General features: G+C 59.1%; 23 protein-coding genes and 1 tRNA gene. 13 read left to right on the top strand and 11 right to left on the bottom strand.

All coding sequences use genetic code 11. The annotated features are described in order from the left end of the window. Positions 1-76: 76 nt before the first annotated feature. A tRNA-Ser gene (locus ACN0VH_RS19130) sits at positions 77-166 on the bottom strand. 277 nt (positions 167-443) lie between these two features. Between ACN0VH_RS19130 and ACN0VH_RS19125 the strand changes: the two genes are divergently transcribed. From ACN0VH_RS19125 to ACN0VH_RS19095, 7 genes are all read left to right on the top strand, one after another. Then, complete coding sequence (locus tag ACN0VH_RS19125; protein ID WP_417702015.1) at positions 444-1,322, top strand: SPOR domain-containing protein; 879 nt, start codon at positions 444-446, stop codon at positions 1,320-1,322. Positions 1,323-1,356: 34 nt separating this feature from the next. Beyond that, a complete protein-coding gene (locus tag ACN0VH_RS19120) occupies positions 1,357-2,538 on the top strand; it encodes a D-alanyl-D-alanine carboxypeptidase family protein (protein ID WP_417702013.1) in 1,182 nt (393 codons plus the stop codon). Continuing rightward, the gene (gene tmk / locus ACN0VH_RS19115; protein WP_278921254.1) at positions 2,535-3,218 is read left to right on the top strand and encodes a dTMP kinase; all 684 of its coding nucleotides are present in this window, start codon (positions 2,535-2,537) and stop codon (positions 3,216-3,218) included. The genes ACN0VH_RS19120 and tmk overlap by 4 nt, the downstream gene beginning before the upstream one ends. Beyond that, positions 3,215-4,351: a DNA polymerase III subunit delta' gene (locus ACN0VH_RS19110; RefSeq protein WP_417702011.1), complete on the top strand. Its 1,137-nt coding sequence runs from the start codon at positions 3,215-3,217 to the stop codon at positions 4,349-4,351. Before tmk ends, ACN0VH_RS19110 begins: the two co-directional genes overlap by 4 nt. 76 nt (positions 4,352-4,427) lie before the next feature. Beyond that, complete coding sequence (locus ACN0VH_RS19105) at positions 4,428-5,237, top strand: TatD family hydrolase (protein WP_417702019.1); 810 nt, start codon at positions 4,428-4,430, stop codon at positions 5,235-5,237. Continuing rightward, entirely contained in the window at positions 5,237-6,034 is a 798-nt protein-coding gene (locus ACN0VH_RS19100) for an MBL fold metallo-hydrolase (protein WP_278921256.1), read from the top strand. Before ACN0VH_RS19105 ends, ACN0VH_RS19100 begins: the two co-directional genes overlap by 1 nt. Positions 6,035-6,184: 150 nt before the next feature. Beyond that, positions 6,185-7,117 carry an AEC family transporter gene (locus ACN0VH_RS19095; protein WP_278921257.1) on the top strand — a complete coding sequence of 311 codons (933 nt, stop codon included), beginning with the start codon at positions 6,185-6,187 and terminating at the stop codon, positions 7,115-7,117. Positions 7,118-7,139: 22 nt separating this feature from the next. Here ACN0VH_RS19095 and ACN0VH_RS19090 read toward each other — a convergent pair whose 3' ends face one another. Beyond that, on the bottom strand, positions 7,140-7,874 hold the full coding sequence (locus ACN0VH_RS19090; RefSeq protein ID WP_417702009.1) for an aspartate/glutamate racemase family protein: 735 nt from the start codon (positions 7,872-7,874) through the stop codon (positions 7,140-7,142). A gap of 333 nt (positions 7,875-8,207) precedes the next feature. Here ACN0VH_RS19090 and ACN0VH_RS19085 point away from each other — a divergent pair, with 333 nt between their 5' ends. The 4 genes from ACN0VH_RS19085 to ACN0VH_RS19070 all read left to right on the top strand — a co-directional run bounded on the left by ACN0VH_RS19085 (position 8,208) and on the right by ACN0VH_RS19070 (position 12,609). Beyond that, on the top strand, positions 8,208-9,449 hold the full coding sequence (locus ACN0VH_RS19085) for an NAD(P)/FAD-dependent oxidoreductase (protein ID WP_278921259.1): 1,242 nt from the start codon (positions 8,208-8,210) through the stop codon (positions 9,447-9,449). Positions 9,450-9,517: 68 nt separating this feature from the next. Continuing rightward, positions 9,518-10,498, top strand: a complete 981-nt coding sequence (locus tag ACN0VH_RS19080; RefSeq protein WP_278921260.1) for a TRAP transporter substrate-binding protein — start codon at positions 9,518-9,520, stop codon at positions 10,496-10,498. Between the two features lie 81 nt (positions 10,499-10,579). Then, positions 10,580-11,293: a TRAP transporter small permease gene (locus ACN0VH_RS19075; RefSeq protein WP_278921261.1), complete on the top strand. Its 714-nt coding sequence runs from the start codon at positions 10,580-10,582 to the stop codon at positions 11,291-11,293. Then, positions 11,293-12,609, top strand: a complete 1,317-nt coding sequence (locus ACN0VH_RS19070; RefSeq protein WP_278921262.1) for a TRAP transporter large permease — start codon at positions 11,293-11,295, stop codon at positions 12,607-12,609. Before ACN0VH_RS19075 ends, ACN0VH_RS19070 begins: the two co-directional genes overlap by 1 nt. Before the next feature lie 13 nt (positions 12,610-12,622). On the opposite strand, the gene ACN0VH_RS19065 is transcribed toward ACN0VH_RS19070, so the two are convergent. From ACN0VH_RS19065 to dctP, 7 genes are all read right to left on the bottom strand, one after another. Beyond that, entirely contained in the window at positions 12,623-13,393 is a 771-nt protein-coding gene (locus ACN0VH_RS19065) for a lysozyme family protein (RefSeq protein ID WP_417702006.1), read from the bottom strand. A 160-nt stretch (positions 13,394-13,553) separates the two neighbouring features. Beyond that, positions 13,554-14,156 carry an acyl-homoserine-lactone synthase gene (locus tag ACN0VH_RS19060; protein ID WP_278921264.1) on the bottom strand — a complete coding sequence of 201 codons (603 nt, stop codon included), beginning with the start codon at positions 14,154-14,156 and terminating at the stop codon, positions 13,554-13,556. 111 nt (positions 14,157-14,267) lie between these two features. Continuing rightward, entirely contained in the window at positions 14,268-16,199 is a 1,932-nt protein-coding gene (locus tag ACN0VH_RS19055; RefSeq protein WP_417702004.1) for an ATP-binding protein, read from the bottom strand. Positions 16,200-16,466: 267 nt separating this feature from the next. Beyond that, positions 16,467-17,156 (bottom strand): M15 family metallopeptidase, encoded by a 690-nt coding sequence (locus ACN0VH_RS19050; RefSeq protein WP_417702002.1) that lies wholly within the window; start codon positions 17,154-17,156, stop codon positions 16,467-16,469. After that, entirely contained in the window at positions 17,157-18,434 is a 1,278-nt protein-coding gene (locus ACN0VH_RS19045; RefSeq protein WP_417702000.1) for a TRAP transporter large permease, read from the bottom strand. Next, on the bottom strand, positions 18,431-18,916 hold the full coding sequence (locus ACN0VH_RS19040) for a TRAP transporter small permease (RefSeq protein ID WP_278921268.1): 486 nt from the start codon (positions 18,914-18,916) through the stop codon (positions 18,431-18,433). The genes ACN0VH_RS19045 and ACN0VH_RS19040 overlap by 4 nt, the downstream gene beginning before the upstream one ends. After that, a complete protein-coding gene (gene dctP, locus ACN0VH_RS19035) occupies positions 18,916-19,923 on the bottom strand; it encodes a TRAP transporter substrate-binding protein DctP (protein WP_278921269.1) in 1,008 nt (335 codons plus the stop codon). The genes ACN0VH_RS19040 and dctP overlap by 1 nt, the downstream gene beginning before the upstream one ends. Before the next feature lie 250 nt (positions 19,924-20,173). Here dctP and ACN0VH_RS19030 point away from each other — a divergent pair, with 250 nt between their 5' ends. Continuing rightward, positions 20,174-21,037 carry a MurR/RpiR family transcriptional regulator gene (locus ACN0VH_RS19030; protein WP_278921270.1) on the top strand — a complete coding sequence of 288 codons (864 nt, stop codon included), beginning with the start codon at positions 20,174-20,176 and terminating at the stop codon, positions 21,035-21,037. 159 nt (positions 21,038-21,196) lie between these two features. Continuing rightward, positions 21,197-22,945, top strand: a complete 1,749-nt coding sequence (locus ACN0VH_RS19025) for a sugar phosphorylase (RefSeq protein WP_417701997.1) — start codon at positions 21,197-21,199, stop codon at positions 22,943-22,945. Positions 22,946-23,043: 98 nt separating this feature from the next. Here the strand turns inward: ACN0VH_RS19025 and ACN0VH_RS19020 are convergent, their stop codons facing one another. Both ACN0VH_RS19020 and ACN0VH_RS19015 read right to left on the bottom strand, forming a co-directional pair. Further along, positions 23,044-24,264 carry a glycosyltransferase family protein gene (locus ACN0VH_RS19020; RefSeq protein ID WP_278921272.1) on the bottom strand — a complete coding sequence of 407 codons (1,221 nt, stop codon included), beginning with the start codon at positions 24,262-24,264 and terminating at the stop codon, positions 23,044-23,046. 5 nt (positions 24,265-24,269) lie between these two features. Further along, on the bottom strand, positions 24,270-25,061 hold the full coding sequence (locus ACN0VH_RS19015) for an HAD-IIB family hydrolase (RefSeq protein WP_417701995.1): 792 nt from the start codon (positions 25,059-25,061) through the stop codon (positions 24,270-24,272). Positions 25,062-25,092: the final 31 nt, after the last annotated feature.

Here is a 25,092-nt window from a genome sequence, read left to right as displayed (position 1 = left end):
GGGAAACTTTTTGGGAAACAGCCCAGACCGCCCTATTGAGGCGACACGCTAAACAACCGGTAAGTGCTTGATTTAGTGGCGGGGAGACAGGGATTCGAACCCTGGGAACGCTCTCACGTTCAACGGTTTTCAAGACCGCCGCATTCGACCACTCTGCCACCTCCCCGGTCTGCGGGCGGTTTAAGGTGCGACACTCCAACACGCAAGAGGAAATTATCGGCTTTGCGCTGTCGATCCGCGATTGTGGGGAAATACCGGGATTTTCCCTGCTCTGGCCACCACAACGCGCAGAAAGATGCCCATCGCCCGGCTTTCACAAATGGCGGTGTACCATAGGGTTTTCATGCCAGCCATCGCAGGCTATCATCTGCCAAATCGCAGAGATGACCGGGAAACCCGGCAAGCGCGCTATGGCGTGGAAGAGCAGAGGCAAGGAAACCATCATGACACACCCCATGCCAAGACGGAGCCCCGGTGCGGGCCTCACCTTTGCGGCGCTTTCGCTGCTGATCCTAGGTGCCTGTGAAGAGGGGCCAAACCTCTCTTTTCTGTCACCCAAAACAGCAAAGCCCGAGGTAGCCAGCTCCAGCAGCACCCAGCTGGTGGAGCGCGATGTCGAAGCACCGGATGTCTTTCAGGTAAACGAGGCGGGGCTTTGGGATGGGCGCCCATCGCTGGGTGGGGTCTGGGTGGCGCACCCGGATGCCAAAGATCCAGAGCGGGTAATCATTCGCAACACATCCAATGGCAAATTCGTCATCGGTGCCCTGTTCCGCCGCGAGCGTGAAATTCCTGGCCCGCGGTTGCAAACCTCCTCGGATGCGGCAGCGGCACTTGGTATGCTGGCCGGTGCGCCGGTTGAACTGAATGTTACCGCCCTGCGACGCGAAGCCGAAGAACTGCCCGAAGATCCACTGCCAGCCGCCACCGGCGAAGACGCCCCCCTGGAGGCAGAGGCCGCCAGCGCCCTGACCGCCAATGACATCGAGGCAACCCCGCTGGACCCGATTGCCGGTGCCGCTGCCGCCATCGAGGCCGCACCGCCCCAAAGCGCGCCGCAAGCGCCCGCCACGCAGCGCGTCTCTCCGCTGGCCAAACCCTATATCCAGATCGGCATCTTCAGCGTGGAAAGCAACGCCAAGAACACCGCTGGCCAGATGCGCAACGCCGGGCTGATCCCCACAGTGCTGGCACAGACCAGCAACGGCAAGCCCTTTTGGCGGGTGGTGGTTGGCCCGGCCCAGTCCAGTTCGGAACGCAGCCATCTGCTGAAAGCCGTAAAAGCCGCCGGATTTACCGATGCCTATGCCGTCACCAACTAATTCTCATACCCCCGACCCTCAGGAGGACGCAGGCGTGAAATCACCGTTTCGCCCCATTGCCAAACAGCTTCTGGCCGCCGCCCTTGGGCTCTGCCTGACGGCACTGCCGCTGGCCGCCTTTGATACCCGCGCAGAGGCAGCATTTGTATTGGACCAAGGCACCAATACCGTGCTGCTGTCGAAAAATGCCGAAATCCCCCTGCCCCCCGCATCAATGTCAAAGCTGATGACGCTCTATGTGGCCTTCGAGGCGCTTCGGGATGGCCGTTTGACCCTGGATGAACAACTTCCGGTCAGCGCCCACGCCATGAGCTATGGCGGATCAACCATGTTTCTGGACACCACTGACCGGGTGCGTGTCGAGGATCTGTTGCGCGGCATTATCGTCTTGTCCGGCAATGATGCCTGCGTGGTGATTGCCGAAGCGCTGAGCCCAGATGGTACCGAGGCCGGGTTCGCCCGCTACATGACCAAACGCGCCCAAGAGCTGGGCATGAACAACGCCAGCTTTGCCAATTCCAACGGCTGGCCCGCAGCCGGGCATCGCATGTCGATGCGCGATCTCGGCATCTTGGCGCAGCATCTGATCGAAGATTTCCCGCAGTATTACCCGCTGTTTTCTGAAGAAAGCTTTGCCTTTGATGGGCGCGCGCCCTCGAACACCCGCAACCGCAACCCGCTTTTGGGGCTTGGTATTGGGGCAGATGGGCTCAAGACCGGGCACACCAGTGAAGCCGGCTATGGGCTGGTCGGCTCTGCCGTGCAGGGGGACCGCAGGGTGATCTTTGTGATTTCAGGGCTGGACAACACCAAGGCCCGCGCAGAGGAGGCCGAAGCCGTTGTTAACTGGTCGTTTCGTCAATTTGCCAAAAAGATCATCGCCAAAGCCGGCATCCCGGTGGCGCGCGCCGAGGTCTGGCAGGGAGCTGAACAATCGGTAGGGCTGGTGCCACAAACCGATCTGGAAATCCTGCTACCGGCACTGGCAGGCAAGGAAATCGCCGCCGAAGTGGTCTATTCCGGCCCCATCAATGCGCCTGTCAGCAAGGGCGACCCTCTGGCAGAACTGGTGCTACAGCCCGATGATCTGCCAGAACTGCGCCTGCCCCTGGTGGCGGCCGAGGACATTGCAGCAGGCGGATTCTTTGTCCGCATAAAGACCGCTGCTCAGGTTCTTTCCAAGCGGCTGATCAATGGGCCCGAGGCCACAGAGTGAGCGCGATCAAGTCAGACGCGCAGGCCAGCGCCACAGCCGAAAAAGGCCTATTCCTGACCTTAGAAGGCATTGATGGGTCGGGCAAATCTACCCAGTGTCAGCGCCTGGCCGCAGCCCTGCGCGCCGCAGGCTATGACACGCTTGTCACCCGCGAGCCTGGCGGCTCTCCCGGTGCGGAAGATATCCGCCGGTTGGTCCTGGAAGGCGACCCTGACAAATGGTCCGCTGAAACGGAAATCCTGCTGTTCACCGCCGCGCGCCGCGATCATCTGGAACGGACCATCCAGCCCGCTCTGGCGGCGGGCAAAGTTGTGATCTGTGATCGCTTTGCCGATAGCACCCGGATGTATCAGGGACTGTCGCGCGGCGATCTGCGCGCCACCGTCGACCAGCTGCACAGCCTGATGATCGGCCGCGAACCCGACCTGACCCTGCTTATAGACATGGACCCCGCCACCGGCCTGGCCCGTGCCAAGGGGCGGCAGGGTTCAGAAGAAAGGTTTGAAGATTTCGGCCTGGCGCTGCAGGAAAAAATGCGTGCCGGGTTTCTTGCACTTGCACAGGAATTTTCCGATCGCTTCTGCGTCATCGACGGCAGCCAGGACATCGACAGCGTGGCGGCGGATATTCTACAGCAGGCCACTGCGGCGCTCGCCGCACGCGAGACCGCAACACCATGAGCCGCGCCACCAAGACCAAGGAGGCAGAGGCGCTGCCCCGTGCCGATCAAGCACTTGGCGCGCCGCATCCACGGGAAACCGCGCAGCTGTTTGGCCAGGATCGGGCAGAGCAGGATTTTCTGACCGCATTCAATTCCAATCGCCTGCACCACGGCTGGTTGCTGACCGGGCCTCAGGGCATCGGCAAGGCCACCCTGGCCTGGCGCATTGCCCGCTTTCTGCTGGCCACCCCACCTGCCGAAGACGGGCTGTTTGGCGCGCCACCGCCGGTAACATCGCTATCGGTGGACCCAGATCTGCCTGTCGCTCATCGCATTCAGGCCCTGGCCGAGCCGGGGCTGGCCTCTATCAGCCGCAGCTATAACGACAAGGAAAAGCTGCGAGACCAGATCGTGGTGGATGATATTCGCAAACTGAATCGCTTCTTTGGCCTGTCCGCGACCGATGGCGGGCGCCGGGTGGTGATTGTGGACGCGGCGGACGACATGAATACCAGCGCCGCCAATGCGCTGTTGAAAATGCTGGAAGAACCCCCCGCGCGCACCACCATGATCCTGATTTCGCATCAGCCTTCGCGACTGCTGCCCACCATCCGGTCGCGCTGCCGCAGCCTGCGGCTCGCGCCGCTCAGCCCTGATGACATGCAGGCCGCGCTGGCCCAGGCGGGGGCGGACCTGCCAGAAAACACGGCACATCTGGCGGCTCTGGCGGCGGGATCCGTGGGCGCGGCTCTGCGCCTGTTGAATCTTGGCGGGCTAAAAATCTATGGCGAGCTGGTGCAGATCATGGCCACCCTCCCCCGGCTGGACCGACAGCGCACCATGGCCCTGGCCGAAACTGCTGCCCAGCGTGGCGCGGCAGAGAAATTTGAACTCTTGCTCACCCTGATCGAAATCGCGCTGTCGCGGCTGGCGCGCACCGGGGCCATGGGCCAGCCGCCACAACCCGAAGCCGCCCCCGGCGAAAGCGCCATGCTGTCCCGGCTGGCCGCAACGCCGCAACAGGCGCGCGCCTGGGCCGACCTTTCCGCCGAAGCAACCGCGCGGGCGCGGCATGGCCAAGCGGTGAACCTTGACCCGGCTTCACTTGTCCTAGATACGGTTTTCAAGATGCAAGAGACCGCGTCCCGCTGACCCACCAACGGCAGCGCCCGGATCCGGCCAATGACGACAAGACGAGGCAGGCATGACGAGCACCCCTTCCCAAGCTATGGCCCAAGGTCCGGCACAGATCACCGATAGCCATTGCCACTTGGACTTCCCTGATTTTGACGGCGAGTTGGAGGCTGTGATCGACCGCGCCGCCCAGGCCGGGGTGACCCGCATGGTCACCATCTGCACCAAGCTCAAGAACGAACCACAGGTCCGCGCCATCGCCGAGGCCCATCCTCCAGTGTTCTATGCGGCAGGCACCCATCCGATGAGCGTGGCAAGCGAACCCATGGCCAGCTTTGACGAGCTAACTGCCCTGGCCAAACATCCGAAATTTGTCGGCATTGGCGAAACCGGGCTGGACTACCACTACACGAGCGAAAGCGCCGAAATGCAGCAGCAATCGCTGCGGATCCATATCGCCGCCGCGCGCGAAACCAAGCTTCCGCTGATCATTCATGCCCGCGCCGCCGATGACGATATGGCCCGGATCCTGCGCGAAGAAATGCAGAACGGTGCCTATAGCTGCGTGATGCACTGCTTTTCCTCTTCGGCTGAGCTGGGACGTGCGGCGCTGGATCTGGGGTTTTACCTGTCGATGTCCGGCATCGCCGCCTTCCCCAAGAGCCAGGAACTGCGCGATATCTTTGCCGCCGCGCCGCTGGACCGCATTCTGGTCGAAACCGATGCGCCCTATCTGGCACCACCACCGCATCGCGGCAAACGCAATGAACCCGCCTATAGCGCCCTCACCGCGCAGATCGGTGCCAAGGCCTTTGGTCTGGACTATGCTGATTTTGCCACGGCAACCCAGGAAAATTTTGACCGCCTGTTCTGCAAGGCCGCCCGCTATGAGGCCACTGCCTGATGGTTGAACTGCGCTATACAATTCTGGGCTGCGGCTCTTCTGGTGGGGTGCCGCGGCTTGGCGGCCATTGGGGGGCCTGTGACCCACAAAACCCCCGCAACCGCCGCCGCCGTTGTTCCATGCTGGTGGAGCGGGACGGCCCGGATGGCACCACCACGGTGCTGATTGACACCACTCCGGATATGCGCAGCCAGTTGCTGGACGCCGAGGTCGGGCGGCTGGACGCGGTGATCTACACCCATTCCCATGCAGACCATGTGCATGGCATTGATGATCTACGTATGATTGTCTTCAACATGCATAACCGAGTGCCGGTCTATGCAGATGGCGAGACGCAAAATGCGCTGTTGTCGCGATTTGGCTATGCCTTTGTGCAGCCCGAAGGATCGCCCTATCCTCCAATCCTGGATCTGCGCACCATTGACGGCGCCTTCAGCATTGACGGGCCTGGCGGGGAAATTCCATTTCTCCCGTTTGAAGTCAATCACGGTGCGATGGACGCCCTGGGCTTTCGCATCGGCTCTCTTGCCTATCTGCCAGATGTGGCCGAGATCCCCGATCGCTCTCTTGCCGCGTTGGAAGGGCTGGACTGCTGGGTACTGGACGCGCTGCGCCGCACCCCGCACCCTACTCATTTCAGCCTGGAACAGGCCCTTTCCTGGATTGCGCGGATGCAGCCGAAGCGGGCGGTTCTGACCAATATGCATATCGATCTTGACCATGACACGATTACGGCGGAAACCGATGACCACATTACACCGGCCTATGACGGGATGGTGATCCGCTGCCCGCTCTAGGAGCCATTTGACTTTGATCGGACCAAGGCTGGTACCTGGGTGCTGATTGAAAATTTATTCTGCCCCTCGGGTCTTGGCCCCGGTGGTGCCCGCGTATTGATGCCGCCCATAGGCCGCCTGCGGTTGACTGTGGGCTGACAGGAGATTGCAATGCTGCAAAGCTTGATTGACGTCATCCTGCCAGTATTTCTGGTGGTTACAGCGGGCTATATCGCAACACAGAAAGGATTTTTCAGCCCGGCGCAGATTGATGGGCTGATGAAGTTCACCCAGGGGTTTGCCATCCCCTGCCTGCTGTTTCGCGCCATGGCCAATCTGGACCTTTCCAGCAGTTTTGATCCGGCGCTGTTGATCAGCTTTTACACCGGGGCGGCGGTGTGTTTCTGCATCGGGCTGACCGGCGCACGGCTGGTTTTCAAACGCGATTGGGAAGACTGCGTCGCCATTGGCTTTTGCTGCCTGTTCTCCAATTCCGTCCTCTTGGGGCTACCAATCACGGAACGCGCCTTTGGGCCAGAGAACCTGACTGGCAACTATGCGATCATCGCCTTTCACTCGCCCTTTTGCTATGGGCTGGGTATCACCGTAATGGAGGTGGTCAGAAACCGGGGCGCAGGCGGGTTCAAGACAGTTTCCTCGGTGCTGACCGCCATGTTCAAGAACGTGCTGATCCTGGGTATCGCCCTTGGTTTTGCCTTTAATCTTGCCGGGTTGTCCATTCCCGGCACCGTCGATGCTGCGCTGCAATTGCTGATCCGTGCAGCGCTGCCGACGGCGCTGTTCGCCCTTGGTGGGGTGCTGGTGCAATACCGCCCTGAAGGCGACCTGCGCACCATCGGCTTTGTCTGTGTGACCGCCCTCATGGTACATCCCAGCATTGTCTGGCTCATGGGCGGCACGCTTGGGGTCAAGCAGGATCTGTTCCGCTCTGGCGTGCTGAATGCGGCCATGGCACCTGGCTTCAACGCCTATATTTTTGCCAATATGTATGGGCGGGCCAAGCGGGTTGCCGCCTCTTCGGTGCTTATAGCCACCGCCGCTTCGGTGCTGACCATCTGGTTCTGGCTGCTGGTGCTAAGCTAACCGTCCAGAATGCAAACCCGCGCTAGGTCTGGTGGTCCATCAGGCCCCGTTCAAACTGACGCGGCATCAACCCGGCCTGAAACCAGGTGATGAAACTGTGAATGGTAAAGACCGGCAGCCCGGTGACGCGGCGCAGCACCGCCGCATGAGGCACCATATTGGTACATTCCAGCACCAGCGCCCCCAGATCCGGGTTTCGCCCAATCAATGCCTGCGCCGCATCGATCATATCCAGCTCGCAGGCCGCAAAATCGACCTGCGCCGCATCGCGCAGGATGTCGTGGGTGAAACAACGCAGCCCTTCGGGGCTGCCAATGGGCGTATCCTCAGGGGCGCCCGCCGCCCGCAGATGGGCCGGGGTCAAAGACTGTTCTGAAATGGTCAGGACCCCTACCCTCTTGCCCGCTGGCAACAGCGCCTGCACCATGGGGATCTGCATCAACGAAGAGGTCGCTACCGGCACGCCCAGGGCCTGTTTCACCTGATCCTGGATCAGCGCCAGAAAGCCACAGCTGGTGGTGATCCCATCGCAGCCCATGGCCAGCAGATCGCGCCCGGCCTCGATGAACAGATCGGCAAGCTGGCCCGGGTCCTGGCGCACTGCCAGATCCGGTGTTGCGCCGCGCACCACCCGGTAATGCACCGGGAAATCCCAGCTCAGAGCGTTGCCAATATCGCCCGGAATGCGTGGAAACTGTGTCTCAAGCATCAAGATCCCAACCGCAGCCCCATAGACTGTCTTGCCACCCTGCTGCATGCTGTCTCTCCGCTGGATGCCCCGCAAAATCGCCATATCCCTAGCAGCTTTACCAGGGCATGGCATCCCCCAAGAGGCCCGCTGCTGATGGTGCACCAAAGGCCCCAACACCAGAGATCCGCCCCTTCCCAAGCCCCGGGCCTGCGCAACGCGCGCCACCGCACGATTTCACCCGCAGCCACACCAACGCCAAAAGATATCATTTGAAATGCCCCTGCGAAATCGGCATGGTCTGGGAAAAGATTATTCCATTGACAGTGCTTAGGCGACAATTCGTGTGGAAACCATCCTCGCACAGCAAGCGCTCGGCCGCGATCAAAAAGGCTATCTAGAATGACGACACAACATACAATCGTGGTGGGTGCAGGCATCGTCGGCGCGGCCACCGCGCTCTGGCTGAAGCGCGCCGGGCATGACGTCACCCTGATCGACAAAGGCGAACCCGGCATGGGGGCCTCTTATGGCAATGCCTGTATTCTCGCCAGTTGCGCCATTGTGCCGGTGACCACGCCCGGCCTGCTTCCCAAGGGCCCAAAATACCTGCTGGACCCCAAGTTCCCCCTGTTTCTGCGTTGGGGATATACGCCCAAGCTGCTGCCTTGGTTGATGAAATATCTCTCGTATGCGAATGATCGCGACACCCGGCGCATTGCAAAATCGCTGACCCATATTGTTGGCGACAGCGTAGAACAGCATCAGGCGCTGACACACGGCACCCCGGCGGCAAAATGGATCCGGGAAAGCGAGTATAACTTTGCCTATCAGGATCGCGCTGCCTTTGAGGCGGATTCCTATGTCTGGGATCTGCGCCGCGAAGCCGGATTTGTCCCCGATCTGATCGAAGGCCCGGCCGTGCAGGAACACGAACCGGCCCTGGGGCCAAACACCGGCCTGCTGGCGGTGAACAAGAACCACGGCTTCATCCTGAACCCGGCAAACTACGTCAAGGATCTGGTCAAGCTGCTGGTGGAAATGGGTGGTAAATTTGTGCAGGCAGAGGTCAAGGATTTTGATCTCAGCGGCGGACGTATTGCTGCCGTTGAAACGGATCAGGGACGCTTTGACTGTGACCAAGCGGTCATCTCTGCCGGGATCTGGTCCAAGCCCTTGATGCAGAAACTTGGTCTTTCGGTCCCGATGGAGACCGAGCGTGGCTATCACGTGGTGTATGAATCCCCCAGCATTACCCCGCGCGCGCCGCTGATGGTGGCCTCTGGCAAATTCGTGGCAACCCCGATGGATCAGGGGTTGCGCTGTGCCGGCATCGTTGAATTTGGCGGGCTGGACCCAACGCCGTCCAAGGCACCGCTGGATCTGCTGCGCCGCACCGTAGCCGAGACCTTTCCCCAGATGCGCGCCACCGGTGAGCAGGAATGGCTGGGCTTTCGCCCCGCCCCGTCGGACAGCCTGCCCCTGATCGGCGAGGTTGGCAGCACTGGCGTCTATACCGCTTTTGGCCATCATCACATCGGCCTGACGGGTGGCGCAAAAACCGGGCGTATGGTGGCCGGGCTGATCACCGGTCAGCCGATGAACCTTGACATGCGCGCCTATGCCCCGGATCGTTTTAGGTGACACCATTTGGCACCATCAAAAATAACAAGCTGACAAACAGCAAAATCAAACCTTCAGGGAGAACAGAAATGACAGCTAGAACCTCGCTCACAATGACCTTCACCGCCTCGGCGCTGGCCCTTGCGGCCACGGGCGCCCTGGCCGAAAGCTGGGACATGCCGATGGCCTATGCTGCGTCCAACTTCCATTCGGAAATGGGCGTGGTTTTTGCCGACAAGGTCCGCGACTACACTGGCGGCGATATTGACATCACCGTGCATGCAGGCGGATCGCTGTTCAAGGGCGGTGAAATCAAGCGCGCGGTGCAGACTGGCCAGGCCCCGATTGGTGAACGCTTCATGTCCGCCCACGCCAATGAGGCGCCGCTGCTGGGCTGGGATAACTTGCCCTTTATTGCTACCACCTACGCCGATAACGAAAAGCTCTGGCATGCCGCAAAAGACCGGGTGAACAGCCAGTTGGGCGATCTCAACCTTGTTGCGCTTTACACCTGCCCCTGGCCGGGCCAGGGCTTTTATTTCAACAAAGAGGTCTCCTCCTCCAAGGACACCCAGGGCATCAAGTTCCGCAGCTATAACACCGCAACCGCAACCTTTGCCGAAGAACTGGGCATGATCCCGGTGCAGGTCGAAGCCGCCGAGCTGAGCCAGGCCCTGGCCACGGGCGTCGCCGAGGCATTCATCTCGTCCGGATCTACCGGGTATGACCGCAAGGTCTGGGAAAACCTGAGCCATTATTACAAGGTCAACGCCTGGTTGCCGCGCAACTATGTAATGGTTAACAAACAGGTCTGGGAAGGGCTGAGCGCCGAAACGCAGGGACAGATTCAACAGGCTGCGGATGAAACCGGCGCGGCCTGTGCGGCCAAATCGGAAGAGCTGGCCAATTGGTACTTTGAGCAGCTCGCTGCAAACGGCATGACAGTCACCGATGCGGGCCCCGAATTCCTGGCCGAACTGGAAGAGATCGGTGCCAAGATGGCTGCCAACTGGCTGGCCAGCACCGGAGATGACGGCCAGGCCATTCTGGACGCCTATAACGCAAACTAAGCGAACCAAAAATTCGACGGCTCTGCCCCCCGGAGTGTGGGGGCGGAGCCGTCTTTTCTGTGACGTCTTTAGGGGATGGGCATGCGTGACTGGCAACCGTTTCTGGGCTTGCCCCTGTGGGTTTGGCTCTTTGTGATTCCAACAGTATTGGCATTGGCCTGTCTGCTGTCACCGGCAGCTATGGGCCGGGCTTTGCGGCCGCTGCAACGGCTGCTGGACCGGATCTATCTGCTGTCCGGCATGCTGGCCGCACTGTGCATGATTACCATTCTTGGGCTGATCCTCGCCCAGATGGTAGCGCGATGGAGCAGCCTGACCTTTCCCGGTTCAACCGAATATGCCGGCTACGCCATGGCGGCGACCTCGTTTCTGGCTCTGGCCCATGCGCTGACCCGAGGCGCCCATATCCGGGTCTCGGTCTTTTTGAATATGGGCTATCGCTTTGGCCTCTGGCTGGATGGGGTGGCCATGTGGATTGCCGCCGTGACCGCCACCTATTTCGCCCGCTACGCGATCAAGACCAACATCATGTCAAAAATGCTGAATGATCGCACCCAGGGGCAGGATTTCACCCCGGAATGGCTGCTGTCGTTTTTTGCCATGTTTGTCACCGCGCCGTCGCAATGGGGCAGGCTCTGGGCTGAAACCGGATCCGACTGGGTCTATACCCCCGTTTGGCTGCCACAGCTGCCGATGTCGATTGGCACCGTCCTGTTGGCCCTGGCCCTGTGGGATTATCTGTGCCGTCTGCTGATCACCCGCAAGGCCAGCATCACATCGGAGGCCGTGGAATAATGGGCGAGATCTACACAACGCTTATCTTTATCTTTGTTCTGTTTGCGCTGCTTGGCAGTTCCGTCTGGATTGGGCTGGCGCTGATGGGCGTGGCCTGGTTCGGCATGGAGCTGTTCACCACCCGCCCCGCAGGCGATGCCATGATCACTACCATCTGGACCGGTGCCTCCAGCTGGACCCTGACGGCGCTGCCCCTGTTCATCTGGATGGGAGAGATCCTCTATCGCACCCGATTGTCAGAGGACATGTTTCGCGGCCTTGCCCCCTGGATGCGCTGGCTACCGGGGGGGCTGCTGCACACCAATATCGCGGGCTGTACCATCTTTGCTGCCGTCTCGGGCTCATCCGCGGCGACGCTGACCACCGTGGGCAAAATGTCGATCCCCGAGCTGCGCAAGCGCGGTTATCCGGAATATATGATCGTCGGCACCCTGGCCGGGGCTGCCACGCTTGGGCTGATGATCCCGCCCTCGCTGACGCTGATCGTCTATGGCGTTTCGATCAATGAATCGATCACCAAACTGTTCATGGCCGGGATCTTCCCCGGCCTGGTGCTGGCCAGCCTGTTCATGGCCTACATCATGGCCTGGCACTTTCTGGCCAAGGACCAGCGCCCCGAACCCGAACCAGCGATGTCTTTTGGTGCGATGCTTGCCGAGAGCAGGTTCCTGATTCCGGTGCTGATCCTGGTCACCGTCGTCATTGGCTCCATGTATCTGGGCCTGGCCACCGCCACCGAGGCCGCCGCCGTGGGCGTTGTCGGGGCCTTGACGCTGGCGCTGTTGCAAGGCTCGCTCAGCTGGGCAACCTTCAGCGCCTCCCTGATGGGGGCGACGCGCACATCGGCGATGATCGCGCTGATCCTGATGGGGGCCTCTTTCCTGTCACTGGCCATGGGCTTTACCGGCTTGCCACGGGCGCTGGCAGCCTGGATTGATCAGATGAACCTGTCCCCGCTGGTGCTGATCATTGCGCTAACCCTGTTTTACGTGGTGCTCGGCATGTTCCTGGATGGGATTTCCTCGGTTGTTTTGACCATGGCAATTGTGGAGCCAATGATCCGGCAGGCAGGCATTGATGTGATCTGGTTTGGCATCTTTATCGTGGTGGTGGTTGAAATGGCGCAGGTCACGCCACCGATTGGCTTCAACCTCTTTGTACTGCAAAGCATGACCCGGCACGAAATTTCCTATATCGCCAAGACCGCCCTACCGATGGTGGGACTGATGCTATTGATGGTCGTTATCCTGGTGGCCTGGCCAGAGCTGGCAACCTGGCTTCCCAATACCCTGCGGGGTGGGCCTGTCGGCGGATAGCGAATGGTATGTCTTAGCTGGGGAAGATACGCGCCATCTCTGCGTCAAAGCGCGCCCAGCTAAGCACCGCACGGTTGCCCGCCAGGCCATGATAATAGGATTTACCAGTCGAGGTGGGCAGCCCGGCCCAGATCTTGGACAGGTTATGCATGAAATCGCGTCGGTCCATCTTGCCTGCCATCACCGCACTTAGGCCTGCCTCTTCCAGCAACTGATGTGCAAGACGGTCCTGCAACGCAGGGGAAAAGCGCTCTCCTCGTTCGGCCCCAATCTGGCGTGCCAGACGTTTAAGGGTGGCCGGAATGAACTGATAGCGCCCGATGGCGTGCTGCTGTCCTGGGGTGCGGGCGATCCAGTCGTATATTTCACCCAGCGTCAGCTGGGTTGGCAGTTTTTGCGGGCGGACCTTGGCGGCATGCTGAACCGCATCATATTGTGCGCTGCCGGCCTCGGCGCTGGCAATCAACTGCATCAGCTTGGCCACCGCACCGCGTGCAACACCCCCCTTGGGCATGGCGCGGAACAGGCTGGTGCCGTGCCGATCGGCAAAGAGGCTCGCCAGATTGGATTGTACCGCTTCCATCTCGGCCTCAAGCCCCTGCCCCTGAAGATCAGCTTGACCCGGTGCTGTCTCGCCCGCCAGAACCGAAGCCGGAGTATGGCGCGCCAACATCGGCTGCGCCGCTGCCGTAGATCCCTGACGAAAGAACCCTTCGTTGACGATGGAAAACTGTTCTGTCGCGCCAACAGCTGAAAAGCTGGCAGGCGAAAGAAAAAGCGCCATACTCAAAGAAATAAGGCGTGGGCCTAATTGGGATTTGCTCATATCAGCCTTCTGTCTGAAACCGCAGGTCCCTGCTGTGATATCGTGACAGAATTGAGATTTCCTTTACCAGGGCGCGAGGCGGGGCGCTAAAATGCCCCGCAGCCCGTCGGGCAAAGGGTCAGGCCGCGTAGCGGCGGACATTTTTGGCATCCACCTTCAAATGGTAGGCTTGGCAGGTCTCCCCGCCGATTTCAACGCGCGGCCCAGCTGGGGAAATTGTCAAACCAGTCCGCCGCATCAGTAGCCCTGCCGCCACCGATGTCAGGCAGATATAGTCCTTGAAGTTCCAGGACTCGGCCAAACGGGCAAGGCTAATGCCGATCTCCCCGCGCACCTGCATCCGTTCCCGGCTGCTTAGGGTGTCGGCAACAAAGACCCGGCTGACCTCCCAGATTTTGGGATCCTGCGGGGCTGGCTCGTCCAGAATATCGGAGGGCAGATCCGGCAACAGGCCCAATTGGGCATCGCGTAGCATGTAGCTGGCGTTGATGTTCTGGGCGGTTGTCGGCGTCACCCGCAGCCCGCCATGCACCGTCAGCCCATCGTGGATCACATAATAAATGCTTTCCGGGCTGTCATATTGGTCAAATTCAAGCCCACGGGTATTTGGCAGCTTCCAGCCGCGCGCTTCAATGAAATGGTGATACCTGGCGCGCAGAAGCGCGGTGAATAAGGTTCCTGTTTCACCAAAGTTGTCAAAGGTGATCTCTGTGGATTGCATCGTTGCGCCTGCCCAGTCGCTGGAGGATTTCTAACCCCCTCATGGGAGTTTTAATAAAATTCAACACAACTCTTACAGGCAATCGTAAATTTTACATTAACGCAACTGGTATTACTTAACGGCACGACGCAGCCCTATGTCAATCGAAACGGTGGCTTCCTCCGCCTCCGCCGAGGAAGGCTGACTGGTCTCTGTGCTCTGCCCCGGAATGGGTCGCGCTTCGGCCTCTGTTGGCAGGCCATCCGGGCCTGTCGATCGGTCCGATTGCTGCGACTGACCTGAGGCCATCCCCCACGCAGTCACGACCTTGCGCATTTCCGACAACAGAACTGATTTTTTCACCGGTTTGGCGATATAGCCCGAAGCCCCAAGAGCCAGATATCGCTCGCGATCTTCTGCCCCGGCATTCGCCGTCAGCATAATCACTGGCGTAGCAGCAATATGCCCGCCACGCCGGGCCATTTCCATCAAGGTCTCGCCGCCATCCATCACCGGCATTTTCATATCCAGAAGCACCAGATCAACCGGCCGCTGTTCCAGACAGTCCAGCGCCTCGACACCATTGCCGGCCTCCAATATTTCAAAATCCCCCTTCTTGAGAAAGGCCCGCACCACCATCCGGTTTGATCGGGTGTCATCAACCAGCAGGATGGATTTGATCCCAAGATCTCGCACCAGCTCTTGCAGTTCATCCCTGCTGGGAGGCGCAGCCGCGCCGCTGGGCCGCTCGGTCTCAAGCGGTACATCTGCCTCTTCCAGAACCTTGATCTGACAGGTCAGTGTAAAACAACTGCCCTTGGACGGCGTGGAAACAACCGTGATATCCCCGCCCATCATACGAGCAAAACGGCGCGCAATCGCCAAGCCCAGCCCTGTGCCCGGAACCGTGGGCGCGTCTTTATCCTCGACGCGGTAGAACTCCGTAAACAGCTTGCCAAGCTGATCTGCCGCGATCCCCCGCCCCGTGTCGCAGACTTCGATTGCCAGCAGCGTCTCCCCTCGGACCAGCGCGCCGCTCGCCTTGACAGAGACGTAGCCGGTTTCGGTGAATTTAATCGCATTGGAAACAAGGTTCCCAATTACCTGACGTAGGCGCAACGCATCAAATTCGGCATAGGCTGGCAGGCCTTCACCGATTGCAACATCGAGCCGCAGCCCCTTTGCATCCGCCGCCGCGCGAAACACCTCTACCGCGCTGGCGATTTCCAGCTTGGGGGCTGCGGCAGCCAGGCTCACTTCGATATGGCCGGCCTCAACCTTGGCATGATCCAGAACATCGTCCAGAATCCCGGTCAGCGCCTGGGCTGACTTGCGCAACAAAATGGTGCGCTCACGCCGGGTCTCTGTATCGGTATCTTCCTCATCGATGAGTTCAGACATGCCGCAAATCGCGTTCAGAGGCGTGCGGATTTCGTGGCTCATCGCCGCCAGAAAGCGGCTCTTGGCACGGCTACCGGCCTCGGCTGCGCTAAGCGCTACGCGCAGCCGTCTGGTCAACCTGTGCAGCACCCACATGCTATGGGCAACATACCCGGCCCCCAAAATCATGATAATCAACGCGATGACAAATTCCATCGGGCTGGCAAAGGAGTACAGGAAATTGATGATCATGAAACCCACAGCGCAGATAATCGGCACCGCAGTCAAAAGGCCAAACAGCATCCATTCGGAGCGCGCAACAACGCTATGATTGAGAGCAATGATCAGCAACATCGTGCCGGCCAGCTTGGGAAAGGGCTCTGGCTGCAAGAACAAAAGCACCGGAATCGCGTTGAAGACCCAGATCCCGACAAAGGCAGAGCCAAGCAACAGCACAACCCCGCCAGGCGTGACCTCACGCTCCAGCTTGCGATAGGCAAAAATACCGATCACTTCGATCACGCAAAGGCAGGCATAGATAGCACAAACCGTCACAAAAGGCAGGTAATACAGGGACAAAACCGAGACGAGCGTGATGGAGGCAAACCGAGATGGCAGGTCGCCACGTACAAGCCGGTTCTGTGCCGCAACCGAAGCCTTCAAATCGGCTGGTAAATCAAACATGCGCATCATCCCCGAAGCGTCATTCACGTCGTCCTTTTTTCTCGCTGAACGGGCACCAAAGACACCCAATCACCGCCATCGCCTGAGCACGCGTATGGACGGTTCGGTACTTTCGCCTGAACATAAGGCCAAAAGATGGCGGTGGTTCGAAAGAATAGGATCGTATCTTGACAATTTATGCAAGTTTGAAGGCATTTCACCGCAAAAACCCAGTGTTCAGACACGGGATGCACAATGAACAGGCAGAGCCAGGATTCCAGTGCCCCGCTATATTTTCAGGCATCCTTCCGGCAGGCTGGTTGGGCCATAAAAGGCGGCTGGCTGCCCGGCGGCAACAGCCCAGACCCAGTTGCCATAGTCAAAATGCCACCATTCGCTTGCCAAATTGGTAAACCCGGCCTGAAACATCGCCTGGCACAGTAGATGTCGGCGCTCGACCTCGGGGGATCCTACAGCGGCATCTGTCCAACTGCGCGCACTGGGTTCGTCAAAGCCGCTGCCCATAGGCAGGATTGCGCCGGTTTCATCCGCCAGTGTCACGTCGATAGCGCCGCCGGTGACATGCGGGCTGTGTCTTGTCTGACTATCCGAAGGTGGTGCCGCAAACTGCATGGTAATTTGGTCAATCTCCGGGGCGCTGGCCTCTGGATGGCGCGCAGCAACATCGCTTCGGATCTTTTGGTACAGGGCCTGCTGCAGGGCTTTGGAGCGCCACCCATCCAGCAGGACCAGCCGATACCCCGGCGGCAAGGCCCGCGCCGCCATGCGCAAACGATCATAGACCCCGGCACGCACCCAGACATCTGGCAGGGCATTTGGCAGGCCATCGGCATGGTAAACGGGGTGCGTCAGCCAGGCTGCACAACCGGAGGTGGGGACAAGCACTTCGCCGTTCTCAGCGATGTTGAGCCGCGCCGCGGCCTCCCAGTTCAGAACATTTGGCTGTGGTTTAGACATTTAGTGCAACAATGTTGGCAGCCAGGTGGTAAGCCCGGGCACAAGAATGATGATCAACAGCACGCTCAGCGCCACCGCTATGAAGGGCCAGATCGCTACGAACAGACGGGCGATATCGACCTTGCCAACCGCAGAGGCGACAAAGATGCAGGCCCCCATCGGCGGCGTAATCAGCGCGATGGTGATGTTCAGGGTGATGACAATGCCCAGATGCACCGGATCAATCCCCGTTACCTGGGCCACAGGCAAAAAGATCGGCGTCAACAGCATCAGCGCCGAGACTTCCTCCATGAACATGCCGGTGATGAAAGTCACAAATGAAATCGCGATCAGGGTTAGCGCCGGATTATCGGCAAAGGGCGCCAGGATATCGGCAAAGGCTTCGGGCGCATTGGCAAAGGCCAACTGCCACGAAATAATTGAGGAAATCGCGATGATGGCAAATACCGCCGAGGTCAGCATCGCCGTGTCTTTGAAAGACACCCAAAGACTGCGCAGGTTCAGATTGCCCGACATCACCCCCCAGATTGCCACATAGGCCACGGTCAAGGCGCCGGATTCCGTCGGTGTCACCACGCCAAATACAATCCCCGCGACAATGATCAGCGGCGCGATCAGGGCCGGTAACGCGGCATAGGCCGCACAGAGAATTTCGCTAAAGCGCGCAGGTTTGTCCAGTTTTTCAACATTATAGATGCGCGCATAGACAACGTTCATCGCCATGAATGCGCCACCCAGCGCCAACCCCGGCAATACCCCACCAAGAAACAGCGCCCCAACAGAGGTTCCGGTTTGGCTGGCATAGAGGATCATAAAGATCGACGGCGGAATAATCGGCCCGATCAATGAACTGGCAGCGGTCAGCCCCGCCGCATAGGTGCCGGGAAACCCGGCCTTACGCATTCCCGGCACCAGCAGAGTGCCCAGCGCCGAGGTATCGGCCACGGCAGAGCCGTTGATGCCGGCAAAAAAAACACTGGCCACGACATTCACATGGCCCAGACCACCGCGCAGATGCCCTACAAGGCGCGTTGCAAGGTTCAATAGCCGTGGCGTCATATTGCCATTGTTCATCAGGTTCCCTGCCAGAATGAACAGCGGAATGGCCATCAGGGAAAACACATCAATGCCGCCAAAGGCCTGCTGCGGCATGATGCGGCTCATCTGTTCAAAGCCCACAAAGGAGAATCCGATCACCGCAGTGGTCATCAGGCTGAGGAAAAGCGGCATCCCAATGATCACATTGAGCAGCATCACAGCAAGCATGGTGGCAATCATTCGTCATCCTCGACGGTCTGGGCGCGCATTGGCTTGGGGCCATTCAGCAGCGCCAGAAGGAAAAGCAGCCCAAAGCCAACCGGCAGGATCGCCACCGGGATAGAGCGCGAAATCTGCAGACCCGGCGTTTTGAAGAAGCCGACGCTGCCAACATATTCATAGGAAAACCAAGTCATTGCCCCCGTCAGCGCCAGGGTCAACAGCCATTGATACCAAACGATCACTCGTTTGATCGGCGCCGGAACACGGTTTTCCAGGATCGCAACACGCATATGCGCGCCTTCAATCCAGACCGCACCCATCCCCAGCATCGCAGCCCCGATGATGCAATAGCGGGCCAGTTCATCAAACCAGATCGGCGAAGCGCCAAGGAAATAGCGCGCCCCCACCCCATAAAGGATGAACACCGTCACCCAAGCGATGAGCAGCGTTGACACGCCTATTGAAAGGCGTGCCAGCAATTTTTGCAAAGCGACGATCATTACTTGATCAGGTCAGACTTGCCGAGATCCGCGAAGGCGGCTTCCAGGAAGCTCTTGTCGATGTCCTGGGTGCCAAGCCATGTGATAAAGCCGGGCTGACCGATTTTCTGGAATTCTGCCATGGCCTCGGCGGTGGGGGTGATCACCTCGACGCCATTTTGCGACAGCCATTCTACCCGGCCTTCGACATTGGCCTGCACGTCATCGCGTGTCAGCGCGTTGGCCTCAACCACCGCCTCTTCCAGGATTGTGCGCTCTTCGTCGGAAAGACCTGCCAGCCATGTGCCATTGGCGGTCAAGAACTGCATGGAATATTGAATATTGGCGCGGGTCATATAGCCCTGCACCTCGTTCAAGGATCCGATAATGATATAGAGCGGCGGGTTCATCTGCCCGTCGACAACCCCGGTTTGCAGCGCGTTATAAACTTCGGTCCATGGAATTGGCGTGCCGGATGCGCCCATGGCTTCATACAGCGCCACCTGCGACGGATCCATCGCGCGGAACTTCATGCCGTCAAAATCGGCGGGCGAATGGATCGGCTTGTCTGTGCTGGTGAACGCGAGGAAACCGCCCTCTTCCACCACGGCCAGGATTTCCGACCCGCCGGTGCGCTCGGCAAAGGCCTCTTCGACCATGCCCCAGTATTTGCCGTCATCAAAGAAGCTGCGGGCCTCTTCGGGGCTGGTGAACATGAAGGGCGTGTTGGAAACGAAGACCTCTGGCACCACCGGTGACACACCGGCAAAGCTGGCGATGTTCAACATCGGCGAGGCCAGCGTGTTTTCCATGCGCTCCTGCTCTTCGCCCAGCTGCGAGTTGGCAAACAGCTCCAGTTCGATATCCGTCTTGGCCTCGACGATCTCTTCCAGTTTGGTAGCAAAGAAATGCACCGCGTTCTTTTCGGCGTCTGGGGGACCGTTGTAGCCAAGTTTGATGGCGTCAGCCTGGGCGGCAACCGCAGTGCTGGACAGCAAAGCGGCAAGGGCAAGAGACTTGAATTTCATTTCAGAAACCTTCCTGTTGAGCGATATATGATCTGCCGCCAACGCGTGACCTCCTCGGCACTTCACTGTGTTGCCTTAGTGGCGGCACGCGTTTCGGGCGATACCTTGGAATAGAAAAGTTTGAAAATGTTATCAAGCAAACATCTTTATAAAAAAAGTTTGCTGGAAAACATTTGCTGTTATACAGTTGAATATAATAATAAATTACATGTGATGAAACAGTAAGCACAGGGGAAGAAGGGGGCGAAAGGTGCAGGAAGAGCAGGATCTATTGGCCAATGCCATCGCCAAGGCAGAATCAAAGCTCACCCAAAAAGAGAAGCGGATCGCGGCCTATTTTCTGGCGCGCCCAGATGCGGTGATTGTCGAAAAGAACGCTGACATTGCCAAGAAACTTGACCTGAGCACCATGACGCTGACCCGGTTTTTCCGCAAAATCGGCTTCACCGACACAGCTGATGCGCGCGCACAGTCCATCCAGAACACCTATAGGCCAGGGAATGACCGCGTCGACAAACGGTTTGAAGATAGTTTTTCGCGCCCCAGCTCTGAAAAGGCCATAAAGGATCTTCAGCTAAGCCGGGCCTCTGTTGAGGCCGCCTTTGAACTGCGTGGCAGCGCCCTCTGGGAACAGATCGTCGAATTGGTTGCGCACTCGGATGCGGTGCATGTAACCGGCTTTCAAACCATGCATTTCCTTGCCGACGGCTTTTTCCGCCGCCTGTCCTATCTGCGCAACAAGGTTCACCTCGAAGATGGGATCGACGGCGTCTATGCCGGCTTGCTGCCAGAGCCCGGCGAACGGGTTGCGCTGATCATGATGGATGTCTACCGCTACGGGGCGCATGGCCCGCGTCTGGCGGCACTCGCACAAGAGCGTGGCATTGATGTCATTGTTTTAGCAGACGAATTTTGCGACTGGGCTGGCGGCATCACGCCCTATGTCCTGCGCTACCCGGCAGAGACCCACTTTTTCCTGGCGATGCCGCAAGGCATTACCACCGGGCTGAACCTGCTGCTGCAGGATGTCAGCGCCAGCCTTGGGGATACCGCCGGACGCCGGGTCAAAAAACTGTCCGAGGCACAGGATTATTTTGGCCTGTTCCTGGACTAGCTCCGACTGCACCGGAACCGCCCCAGTAAATGCCTAATATTTAGTCAGCAATGGTCAAAATCTGACGGCGGGCCACCGGGGCTGCCGATGATCCGGGCTTTGTGACCCAAAACACCGCCAAAGCCTTGTGTTGCGCGGGTTTTCAGATTTCCTTTTCACATGCCTAACGACCAGACAGATGCATTCTCAAACCGGTTGGCGGCGCTGATCCGGCAGATCTATCCTGATATGGATGCCGCAGCGCTTTCCAGCAAAATTATCGCCGCCTTCTGGCCCGACAATACACATCGTCGCAAACGTGGGCGGCGGCCAAGCAACAATCTGTGGACGGAACGCGACGCGCTGCTGATCACCTATGGCAACTCCATCCTGGATGGTGCCCATAAACCACTGGACCTTCTGCATGATTTCCTGCTTCGCCGGATGAACGGGGTCGTCAACGGGGTACATATCCTGCCGTTCTTTCCCTTCACCTCTGATGATGGCTTTGCGGTGTCGGATTTTCGCACCGTGAACCCTCAGCTGGGGGATTGGCCGGATATCAACCGGATCGGCAAAGATTTTCACCTGATGTCCGATCTGGTGCTGAACCATGTCTCCAGTCAGGGAAGCTGGTTCAACAGCTACCGTCAGCGCCAGGCGCCCTATGCGGATTTTTTCTTCGAAGCCTCGCCGATGGATGACCTGCGCGCGGTGGTTCGCCCCCGCACAACGCCGCTGCTGCAAGAGGTCGAAACAGCCAATGGCCCGCGCCATGTTTGGTGCACCTTCAGCCATGACCAGATTGATCTCGACTTTGGTAACCCCGAGGTCCTGCTAGAATTCCTGCGAATTATCCGCCTGCATGTGGACAACGGCGTGCGAACCATCCGCCTGGATGCAATTGCATTTTTATGGAAAGAGGTTGGCACCGCCTCGATCCATTTGCCCCAGACCCATGCGATTGTGCAACTGATGCGGCTCTTGTGCGACTACGCCACCGAAACCATTATCCTGCTGACGGAAACCAATGTGCCAAAGGCTGAAAATCTCAGCTATTTTGGCAACCGCAATGAAGCCCACGCGATCTATAACTTCCCGCTGCCGCCCTTGATTCTACATGCGGTCCTGTCCGGGTCTGCTCAGTATTTGCGCCGCTGGCAGAGCGGCATGCCCCCAGCCCAGCTGGGATGCGCCTATCTGAATTTCACTGCCAGCCACGATGGGATTGGTATGCGCCCAGTCGAAGGCATCCTGCCAGACCGGGAGCAGGAAAAGATGCTTGATACGATCAAGCAGACCGGCGGGCTGGTCTCGATGCGGGCCTTGCCGGATGGAGGCGAGGCACCTTATGAAATCAACACCACCTTCTTTGAGGCAACCCGGCAGACATTTTCGGGCGAAGACGACCACCACTTTGATCGGTTCTTATGTTCGCAAACGATCGTGATGTCGCTAGAAGGGATCCCGGCATTCTACATTCACGCGATGCTGGCCACGCCCAATGATCACGACCAGGTCGCGCGGCGCGGGATGAACCGTGCGATCAACCGGCACCGTTGGGATTACCCAACGCTGAACGCCCTGCTGGATGACCCCAGTTCCTTGCAGGCACGGGTTCTGGCGGCGCTGTCAGACCGGTTGAAGATCAGGGCCAGGCAACCCGCCTTTCACCCCAATGCGACCCAGTTCACCATGCCGCTGGACAACAAGATCTTTGGCGTCTGGCGGCAAAGCCTGGATCGGCATCAGTCGATCTTTGCGCTGCACAATGTCAGCGACCAGCCCACAACCCTGCCGCATATGTCGATGAACCTGATCGAGGATGAAACCTGGGTTGATCTGCTGACCGGAGAGGAAGTCGATATGAAGCAGGACGCGCTGGTTCTTTCGCCCTATCAATGTCGCTGGATCACCAACCGGGGCTAGCGCGACGCGCCGTCACCTGCATTGACACCACACGCGCGGTCGTTTTTCGTGTGCATGTTCCGCACATCCAAACCCGGTGCGCATATTGCGCAACAGGCCTAGGTATAGTCCATTTCATCCGCCTTGGCGGCGGCGGTCATATCCGACAGAAAGGTGGGGTCGGCGGCATGAACCCGGTTCCAGGTTGGAATAAACGGCGTCTCATGCGGGTTTTCCAGAAACATCTGCCCCGCGCGCATGATGTTTTCCGCAAACAGCTCGATCGAGGTCTCTTCGGTATGGCGATCTATCGACAGGCCGTTCATCTTGGCATCGTTGTAGTAGGCCTCTAGCAGGTCAAGCGCGCAGCGATAATAGGTGGCCTTCAAGGTGCGAAAGACATTGGGGGTAAAGATGGTGCCATCCGCCGCCAGCTTGCGGAAAATCGCCTTGCAGATATCAGTCGACATCCGGTTCAGCCCCGCGTTTGCTTCCCCTGGGCTGAGCCCCTGGTGCTTGTGATCATAGGCATCCGAGATATCAACCTGGCAGACCGCCTTGGGCGCAAGATTGCGCCAGGCCTCTGACAAGACGCCGATTTCCAACCCCCAATCCGATGGGATGCGCAGATCCGGCAGGATAGCCGTGCGCATTGCAAACTCTCCCGACAGGGGATAGCGAAAACTGCGTAGATAATCGATGTAATCTCGGCTGCCGATCACCCGATTGAGCGCAATTAGCAAGGGACTGACCAACAGGCGCGTGACCCGGCCATTGATCTTGTCGCCGCCGATACGCGGGTAATACCCCTTGGCCACCTGATAGGGAAAGCTGGGGTTGGCCATCGGATAGACCAAGCGGGCCAGCATCTCTTTGTTGTAAGTCAGAATATCACAATCATGGATCGCCATGACAGCGCTATCGGCGCAGCCAATCAGATAGCCGAGGCTGGCCCAGACATTCTTGCCCTTGCCCTTCTCGGTTGGGGCCAGGCCCAAGGCCTCTAGCCGTGCCCCCAGCGCCAGCATTCTGGGACTGTCATTCCAGATGACGATATGGTTTTGCCGCAACCCCTTGAAGAATTCCTTGGCCCGGCGGTACTGGGTTTCATCGGCGGCATCCAGACCAATGATGATCCTGTGCAGATAGCTGACACTTGCCAGCTCTGTCAGGATATGCGGCATGGCCTCCCCTTCCAATTCGGAATACAGACAGGGCAGGATCAGCGAGATTTTGCGGGACTGGGCAAAAACGGCAAGCTCATGCTCCAACTGATCGGCCGACCGGGTGCGCAGATTGTGCAGTGTCGTGATGTTTCCGTTCTGATGAAAATCAGCCATACGCCTTAGCCCTTGTTCAATTGCAATCGATCTAGGAGATGAATGATCGCCGCATTCCAGCCCTGCGGACCTGGGGCTGTGCTGCGGATGATCCGGCCCTCTGCCTCGCCCCGAAGCGGCGCAAGGGGGGCACGATGCGGGTTGGCCACGACCACCCCAAAATCAGTTGCCTCCAGCATCTGAACATCGTTCGGCGCATCCCCCAGCGCGATTGTATGCTGGGGGGCATAACGCTGAACAATCCTGCGCAGCTGGTCGACCTTGTTGCCGCCAAAAGAGAGCGTCAGAAAACGCCCACCCTGTTGCGCGCGCACGCCCTGCGCCTGCAGAAGGGCAAGAAAGTCCGCCTGCTGTTGCGCCGTCCCCAGCCATTGCCCCGGTTCGGAAAAATCACGCTGCTGCGCCATCTGTGCCGCAGCGGGCGGCAGCCCGGTCATCTCGCCCAGTTGTGCCAGCGTGACATCCCCAAAGCCGCGAAAATTCTGGCTCAGATCCGGGGGCAGTCCGGCAAGAACCTGGCGCAAATCCGCATAGCGAGAGCCCCCCTGCACAGAGCTGACACCAGGCGGCAGATGCCCTGCCCCGTTCTCGACGATGGCGGGCCAGTTCTGCACCCCCAAAGCCGCGCGCAACCTGCCCACCTCGGCGGCGGTTTTGCTGCTGGCCAGGACAACCGCTGCAGACAGGTTTTTCAGAGCAGCAAGCGCTGGCTGCGCCGCCGCCCAAGAATAGGTGTCGTGATCAAGCAATGTGCCGTCAAGATCGGTAAACACCATAAGACGCAGTGGAGTTGTCATGCCACAAGTCTGTCTTTGCGCCCCGCAGGAT

Origin of the sequence: Pseudophaeobacter sp., assembly GCF_048267565.1 — a bacterium.
Classification (GTDB): Bacteria; Pseudomonadota; Alphaproteobacteria; order Rhodobacterales; family Rhodobacteraceae; genus Pseudophaeobacter; species Pseudophaeobacter profundi.
This window is presented reverse-complemented; position numbering and strand designations above follow the sequence as displayed.